6 protein-coding genes and 1 pseudogene are annotated in these 7,484 nt (G+C 64.1%); 4 read left to right on the top strand and 3 right to left on the bottom strand.

The window, feature by feature from the left end:
* Positions 1-302 precede the first annotated feature (302 nt).
* The 4 genes from E6J58_00065 (at position 303) to E6J58_00050 (ending at position 4,478) form a co-directional block, all read left to right on the top strand.
* Positions 303-632, top strand: a complete 330-nt coding sequence (locus E6J58_00065; protein ID TMB44597.1) for a hypothetical protein — start codon at positions 303-305, stop codon at positions 630-632.
* Positions 633-852: 220 nt separating this feature from the next.
* Positions 853-2,199 carry a GNAT family N-acetyltransferase gene (locus tag E6J58_00060; protein TMB44596.1) on the top strand — a complete coding sequence of 449 codons (1,347 nt, stop codon included), beginning with the start codon at positions 853-855 and terminating at the stop codon, positions 2,197-2,199.
* The gene (locus E6J58_00055) at positions 2,118-3,323 is read left to right on the top strand and encodes a glycosyltransferase family 4 protein (protein TMB44595.1); all 1,206 of its coding nucleotides are present in this window, start codon (positions 2,118-2,120) and stop codon (positions 3,321-3,323) included. The genes E6J58_00060 and E6J58_00055 overlap by 82 nt, the downstream gene beginning before the upstream one ends.
* Before the next feature lie 621 nt (positions 3,324-3,944).
* Complete coding sequence (locus tag E6J58_00050) at positions 3,945-4,478, top strand: hypothetical protein (protein ID TMB44594.1); 534 nt, start codon at positions 3,945-3,947, stop codon at positions 4,476-4,478.
* 85 nt (positions 4,479-4,563) lie between these two features.
* Here E6J58_00050 and E6J58_00045 read toward each other — a convergent pair.
* The 3 genes and pseudogenes from E6J58_00045 to E6J58_00035 form a co-directional block, all read right to left on the bottom strand.
* Positions 4,564-5,081 (bottom strand): annotated as a pseudogene (locus E6J58_00045) (NAD-dependent epimerase/dehydratase family protein).
* 37 nt (positions 5,082-5,118) lie between these two features.
* Positions 5,119-6,444 carry a nucleotide sugar dehydrogenase gene (locus E6J58_00040; GenBank protein ID TMB44593.1) on the bottom strand — a complete coding sequence of 442 codons (1,326 nt, stop codon included), beginning with the start codon at positions 6,442-6,444 and terminating at the stop codon, positions 5,119-5,121.
* Positions 6,445-6,649: 205 nt separating this feature from the next.
* Complete coding sequence (locus E6J58_00035) at positions 6,650-7,387, bottom strand: hypothetical protein (GenBank protein TMB44592.1); 738 nt, start codon at positions 7,385-7,387, stop codon at positions 6,650-6,652.
* Positions 7,388-7,484 lie beyond the last annotated feature (97 nt).

Here is a 7,484-nt window from a genome sequence, read left to right as displayed (position 1 = left end):
AGTATCGACAAACGTCGGATCCATGCGCTACAAGCGTCGGGCACATGTCCGTCGAGTTGCTGACGACCATCGACCAGCTTGAATTGCTAGAACCGGAATGGCGAGAACTCGACGAGCGCCTCGCGGTGCCGCTCCCATTCGCTAACAGCGACTGGGTCCAGTGTTGGTGGCGGCACCTGAGCTCCAATCGGGCGGCGGTCCGGGATCGAATGTTCATGCTCGCCGTCAGGGATGCTTCGCACCGATTGATCGGCGTTGCTCCCATGATGATCCCCGAACGTCCGGGTGCCGGACCGCTACGGATGCGCAGTCGCCAATTCATCGGCGCCGATCCAAACATCACGGAAGTGTGTGGCGTCTGCGCGCGGAGCGGGCACGAGGAGACCGTCTACCGCGAGATCCTCGCCTACGTGCGCACGTCGCATCTGCTGTGGGACTGGATGCGGTGGACGGGAATCCACGCCCGCAGCGCGGCGGTCGTGGAGCCCTACGCTGCCGCCTGGAAGGGCGAGGTCTACAGCTGGCTGCTGCCGCTTGCGCCTTCCTGGGACGAGTTCGGGACACGACTCTCGCGGAACATGGAGGAAGCGTGCGCAAATCGATCGATCGTGACGGCGTCGACTTGCGTCTAGAGGTGGTGACGCGGCAAGAGGACGTCGCTCCTGCGCTCGACCGCGGAAGTGAGAGCCCACCGATGACGGTGCGTGAGCGCGTCGGCGGCATCCTGAGTGGGGTCGTTCACCAGCGCGTCGGCTCCGCCCAGGAACTCACGCGTGAGCGCGCGCCGGGCTGGGATTCGTTGCACCTGCGTACGAAAGCAGAGCCCGGTGCCTCGCGCCTGGCCAGGGGACCATGACGGAATCGATGGGGGGAGAGCGGCCGCCGGCCGGAACCGCGCGCGTCGAAGGGCCGGTCGCGGCGATCGGCCTCGGCCGGCCCAAGCTCGACCTGAAGGTGGTCACGTCCACCGCAGGGCTGGATGCCCTGCGGTCCAAGTGGTCCGACCTGCACCTACGGACCGGCGCCTCTGTGTTCCAGTCCTACGAATGGCAACGCACCTGGTGGGCGCACTTCGGCGAGAACGTCAACTCGAGGAGCCTTCACATAGTCGTGCTGGAGGCGGAAGGAGAGGTGGTCGCCATCGCCCCCTTCGTCGTCGAGGCGATCCCGATCGCGCCGATGCTTGGCCTGCGCCGTCTCGTCTTCCTTGGCACCGGAATGTCGGATTACCTCGACCTGCTGGTGCGCACGGGGCTCGAGGCCGCTTGCTGCGCCCGGATCGCTGCGCACCTGGCGCAACAAGCCAGTTCTTTCGACATGCTCCTGCTCAGCGACATTCCCGACCGGTCGGCCACGCGATCTCCCCTATTCGACGCGTTGTGCGCGCACGGGTTCGAGGGCAGGACGTTGGTGGTCGAGCAATGCCCGCGGACCTTGCTGAAGGACACCTGGAAGGAGACGCTCGAGTCGTTCGGCGGCATCCGGCGGCGCCACCTGATCAAACGGATGCGTCAGATGCGCGAACGATTTCGCGTGGAGTTGGAGGTGAGCCGGACCTTCGACCGGGTCGAGGCCGACATCGAACAGTTCATGGAGATGCACCAGCAAAGGTGGACGAGCGCAGGCAAAAAGGGCGTCTTCGCGGAGCCCACCGTCGCGGCCTTCCAGCGCGCGGTCGCGCGGGCCTTTTTCGACCGGGGGTGGCTCTTTCTCACTTTCCTGCGCCTCGATGGCGAACGGGTGGCTGCAGCGTGCAACTTCAGGCACCGCGACGAGGTCTCCTTCTACCTGAGCGGCCTCCGCAACTCAGGCGAGGCGCTCAAGTACTCGCCGGGGCTGGTCCTGCATTGCCTGTGCATGGAAGAGCTGGTTCCCCAGGGCGTCCGCGTCTTCGACTTCCTCCGCGGCTCCGTGCGCTACAAATACCAGTTTGGCGCGGTCGACGTGCCTAACTGGGCGCTCTTGATGTTCCGCAGTGGGGCGCGCGCGGCGAAAGCGAAGAACTTCGTCGCTCTCCTCGAAGAGTCGCTGCGGCGCAGGCTGGAGCGGGAGCGGATCGCGTTCTTGCACCAGCGGAGGACCCACGGGCTTGTCTCGGCGGGACTGGCCCGCCATCTATGGAGCAGGCTTCCGGCCAACTGGCGCGACGGGTTGCGGAAGCTGCGCGCGCCGGAGAAGCCCCTGCAGGCTCCGGAATGAATCCGCGGCTGCTCTTCGCTGCCTACATGGCCGGCGGGAACGCGACGATTTTGAAAAACCTGGAGGACCAGATCTCCGGCCGGCCGGACGTCAGCTCCGCTTGGCTGGGGGTGGAGATGGACGCGGAGAGCAAGCGGCTCGATCGGCGCCCCCGTCGCTCGCTGCTCCCGGGCACGATCCGGAATTCTCTGCTTACCGGCTGGGAAATCGGCAAGTTGGAGCGGCAAGGTGGCCGGTTCGACGCCGCCTGGTTCTTTCAACAGACCATCTGCATGTTCCTTTGGCGGTTCCGAAGCCGCGTCCCGTACGTGGTGGCGATGGATGGAACCCCGCCCTGGTATGCCCGGAACGGTCTCTGGTACACGGTGCACCGATTCGACCCGCGCAGCCTCAGCGCAAGACTCAAGCAGGAGCTCACCCGCCGCGTCTATGCCAAGGCATTCCATCTCTTGCCGCTCTCCTGGAGCTGCCGGCAATCGCTGATCGACGATTACGGCATCGAGCCGGACCGCATCACGGTGGTCCCTCCCGGGATCGACCTGGCGACCTATGTCGCTCCGGATCGGCAGGGACGATCGGAGGCCGGGCGCCGGCTCCAGCTGCTGTTCATCGGGGCCGACTTCACCCGCAAGGGAGGAGACTTGCTGGTCAAGCTCGCGCAGGAGCCCGCCTTCGAAGACGTGCAGTTCAACTTCGTCACCCACGCCTACAAGGGACCAGCGGCGAAGAACATCCGGGTGTTCGAGGGGATCACCACCAATTCGCCGCAGATGGTTGCGCTGCTGCGGGAAGCGGACCTCTACGCGCTCCCCACCCGTGCCGATTCCCACGCTATCGCCTCGCTGGAGGCGATGGCGATGGGCCTGCCGGTGATCTCGACGCCTACCGGGGGCGTGACCGAGGTGGTGCAGGAAGGCGAGACCGGCTACCTGGTTCCCAGGGACGATCTCGCGGCCCTCGCCGATCGCATCCGGCGGCTCCGGGCGGATCGGGGGCTACGCCTGCGGATGGGAGCGGCGGGACGCAGGCGCGTCGAGGCGCACTTCAACGCGCAGACCATCGCCCGGACCGTGGTCGACCTGCTCAAACGCGCGGCGGCGAGCCGATCACAGCAGCCGCGTTGATTCCACGGGCGTCAACTTGGGTGAGCCGGCCTTGACGCGGAACCTCTCGTGAGGCGCGGGGAGCCCGCTATCCGGATCAGCCTCCCGCTGGGAACGTTCCGCAGGCGGTGGTCACGTTCGCGGCAAAGGCCTGGGTTCCGCTGGCGTCGCAAACCGGGGCAAGCTCACCCAATACATTTGCGCCAAACATGCGGTCGATTTCAGCGCTGAGGCTGAACGGATCCCATCGGTCGTACGGGCAGCACGAATCCGCTCTTCGGGCGCTCAAACAAAAACGCGGATCGAGGCCACGCTAGGCGGGGCAGCGGAGAAGTGCCTTTCTTCCGAGCGCGCCATAGCGCGTCTCGTCAGCTGATCGCCGCGAGCGGCAAGCGGCCGTCGAACTCGCGGCGGAAGGCGCCGGGGTGCGCGGCCTGTTCGCGAGCGATTGGTTTCCAACGCGAGAGCTGCACGGATTCGACGAATGCAGCTCTCGTCAGTTGCGGGACCTTTTGCGCATCGGGCTAGCTGCCCGTAATCGTTGCAGTTTTCTGGAATTGGGGTGATGGGACTCCAGCTCGGCACGTTGGACTACATGCATTTTTGCAGTATGCTGTTGGCGGTTACGGGGGTGGGAGGACCGTGACGCGCCAAGTTTTATCGAGTTCACTACTCACGATTGCGTTCGTTCTGTCCGGGTGCGGCCAACGGAAACCCGACTTCACGGTGCGGGGAGTGGGGATCGTCCTGAACACCTCGGCGCCGTTCGTACACAGCGCCGACTTCCCTGGCCGCATCGAGAGCACGATCGACGCCGCCCTTCGATTCTGGAGCGGAAGCTGGGACGACATCGATGGCGCGACGATCTTTCTCGAAGACAACCAGTACGTGACCTGCAACATCTCGACGACCGCCTTGGGTTGTTTCGAATCCGGCGCCATCCATATCACCACTCGCGACCCGGGCCTTGGGACGTGGCGTTGCGTGGAGGAGACGGTGCTTGTGCACGAGATCGGCCACGCCGTGGTCGGCGACGTCAATCATGACGATCCCCGCTGGATGGATTTCGTCCCGGTGCTCGAGGTCCTGAATGGCCGCTCCGGGTACACGGACGGTGGCGAGACGTCCTGCCCTATCTACGTGAACGTCTGGCGGCATAACCTTCACTCGCCATAGCGGGCTTCGGCTGATCCGGCGTCGCCACCCCGGCAGCGACGGCGCCGGGCCTACCGTCCGCTGTGCCGCTGTTGTGAATGCATCGTCAGACTCGTTGCACTCGCTTCAGCACTATCTGGCCGACGCTACGGTGGTAGTCCATCATCAGCGTCTCGCCGAGGCGCTTCCCCTCGTCGTAGCACCTGCGGATCCCGATCGGATTGACGTTGCCCCAGTACGATTCAGGCTGCGGATGGACATGCGGGTGGCCGTACACCTCCGAAGTGGACGCCTGCAGGATTCGCGCTGACACGCGCTTGGCGAGACCGAGCATGTTGAGGGTGCCCATCAGGTTGGTCTTCACCGTCTTGACCGGATTGTATTGGTAGTGGACCGGCGAGGCGGGACAAGCGAGGTTGTAGATGCGATCGACTTCGAGGAGAATCGGCTCGATCACGTCGTGACGCAGGAGCTCAAAACGACAGTTCCCGACGACTCGAGCGACATTCTCCTTGCTCGCAGTGAAGAAGTTGTCGAAGGAGATGACGTCGTGTCCTGCCGATTCGAGCGGCTCGCAAAGATGTGAGCCGAAAACCCGGCGCTGCCGGTGGCCACGATGCGCATGCAGGACAGGACCGTACCAGAATGCAGCGGGCGAGACTCACGCCTTCACAGTTGGGATCGGCGGGGTTTCGCCAAAAAGCGAAGCGATCAGATTCCGGGTGTCGATCACCAGCTTGGCATGTTCGTACAGCTCACCCTTCTTGAACTGCTCGTGCGCTGTGGCAATCACGAGTGCATCGAACTCTGCGAATGATTCCGCGCTCAGGGCGATCGAGCGTAGCTGCAGGTCGCCGTGCTTGCGCGTATGCCGCGCGACCGGGAAGAAAGGATCGCAGTATTCGACATGGGCGCCCGTTTCACGCAGCAACTCGATGATCTCATACGATGGCGACTCGCGATCGTCGTCGATGTTCGCTTTGTACGCGAGACCGAGGACGCAAATCCGCGAGCCCTTCAGAGCCTTCCCTTGATCGTTGAGCGCAAGCATGGCCTTGTGCACCACGTACTGCGGCATACGGGTGTTGATCTCTCCCGCGAGTTCGATGAACCGTGCCCAAGACCCGTGCTCTGCTGCCTTCCACGAAAGAAAGAAAGGGTCGAGCGGGATGCAGTGACCACCGAGCCCCGGGCCGGGGTAGAATGGCATGAACCCGAATGGCTTCGTCTTCGCCGCCTCGATCACTTCCCACACGTCGATGTTCATGCGGTCGAAAATCGTCTTGAGCTCGTTCACCAGCGCAATGTTCACGGACCGGAACACGTCCTCGAGAAGCTTGCACGATTCGGCAACACGCGAGCTCGAGACTGGAACCACGTGCTCCAGCGCGCTGGCGTAGAGTGCTGCAGCCACCTTCGTGGACGGCTCATTCACGCCGCCGACCACCTTCGGTATGCTCCGCGTGGAGAACCTTTCATTACCGGGATCTTCCCGCTCAGGCGAAAAGGCCAGGAGAAAATCTTGCGGACAGCGCAAACCACCACTTTCGAGGATCGGGCGAACCTCCTCGTCAGTCGTTCCCGGATACGTTGTCGACTCGAGGACCACGAGCTGGCCGCGGCGGAGCCGCACAGCGATCTCGCGCGCGGTCGCGTGAATGAACGAATTATCCGGCTCGCGATGCTTCCCGAGCGGCGTCGGAACACAGATGACGATTGCGTCGCACTCCGACAGCCGATCGAAATCCGTGGTCGCGCTGTACCTGCCGCTCTGCACCGCCTTCGCGACACGCGCAGGTCCGATGTGCTTGATGAACGACTCGCCGCGCGTGATCGCAGCAACCTTCATCGGATCGACGTCGAATCCTGTGACCCTGTACCCGGCCTCCTGGAAGACGAGGGCCAGAGGAAGGCCAACGTAGCCCTGCCCGATGACGCCCACGCAAGCAGTCTTCTGAGCGACTCGATCGAGGAATGTGTCCGGCAAGCCAACCTCTCCGTCAGGAGCGAAGCTTCACTGAGTGTACGATCAAGCATGCGCTGAAACGAAGCGTAAGCAACACGGTCCGTTACGACTTAGCGCCTCACGCCGTGGCCCTGGCACCAGCGCACGAGGACAAACAGCGCCCAAATCACTGATCAGTACGGACCTTTTGCCCCGCTACGGAACGCCTGCCACAGGCGGGCGACTGCTAAAGCGAGCCGGCATCGCCCCACCGGACTCCGACGAGTGCCTCGCTTTGCCAGCCGCGGAAAGGCGCCTGATTCGTCCATACGGTACGTAACCCGCCTTCGATGCTCCACGTGCGCGTGAGATCCCAGGCTGAACGCGCTCCAAAGCGAACGTCCCGCGCACCGCGGTCGGCACCACGCACTGCATATCCGCTGCTCCCTTCCGCGAGTATTCGGAATCTGCCGTCCGCCAGCGCCGCGGTTGCCTCGCCGCGGAGCGTTTCCGTCACCTGCTCCACGAACGGGTTGATGGCAGGTACGAGGCGCGCGCGCAGGGAGCCGCGCAGCACGCGATCCTCGCGCGGGCGGTTTTCTACGGCAACGCCAACCAGTCCCGCAGGGTACTCAGTGAACCGACCATCCAGGCTCCGGAAGACAGCTCCGCCGCCGGCGGCTTCAACCACGACCTGACGTGAAGTGTGGACAGTCCATGCGGCAAGAACGCTCGAAAGCGCGCCGAATTGTCTGGCGGAGAAGCGGTGTTCCGCCACATCGGCGACGACGCTTAGAAGACTCGTGCGAGTCGCGTCCCACTCAAGCCGGGCGGTCGCCGCCGGCCCCATCTGTCGAGGGAGGACCCGGACGGCGTCGTATCCGAGCCCGCCGCTGCGGCGAAAACCGGCACTCGTTGAAAAGCGCCACCGGGACGAAAATCTATGCGAGAGATCAAGCATCGTTTCCAAGGCGAGCGTGCTCACGAACCGCTGTGAAGGGAGGCTCACGGCACCCGCAATCGGCGCTCCCGACAACGGCGAGGAATCGACCATCCCCCACTCGGCTGTTGTGTACCAGGAG

The sequence above is a fragment of the Deltaproteobacteria bacterium genome (genome assembly GCA_005879535.1).
Lineage (GTDB): Bacteria > Myxococcota > Myxococcia > Myxococcales > 40CM-4-68-19 > 40CM-4-68-19.
This window is presented reverse-complemented; position numbering and strand designations above follow the sequence as displayed.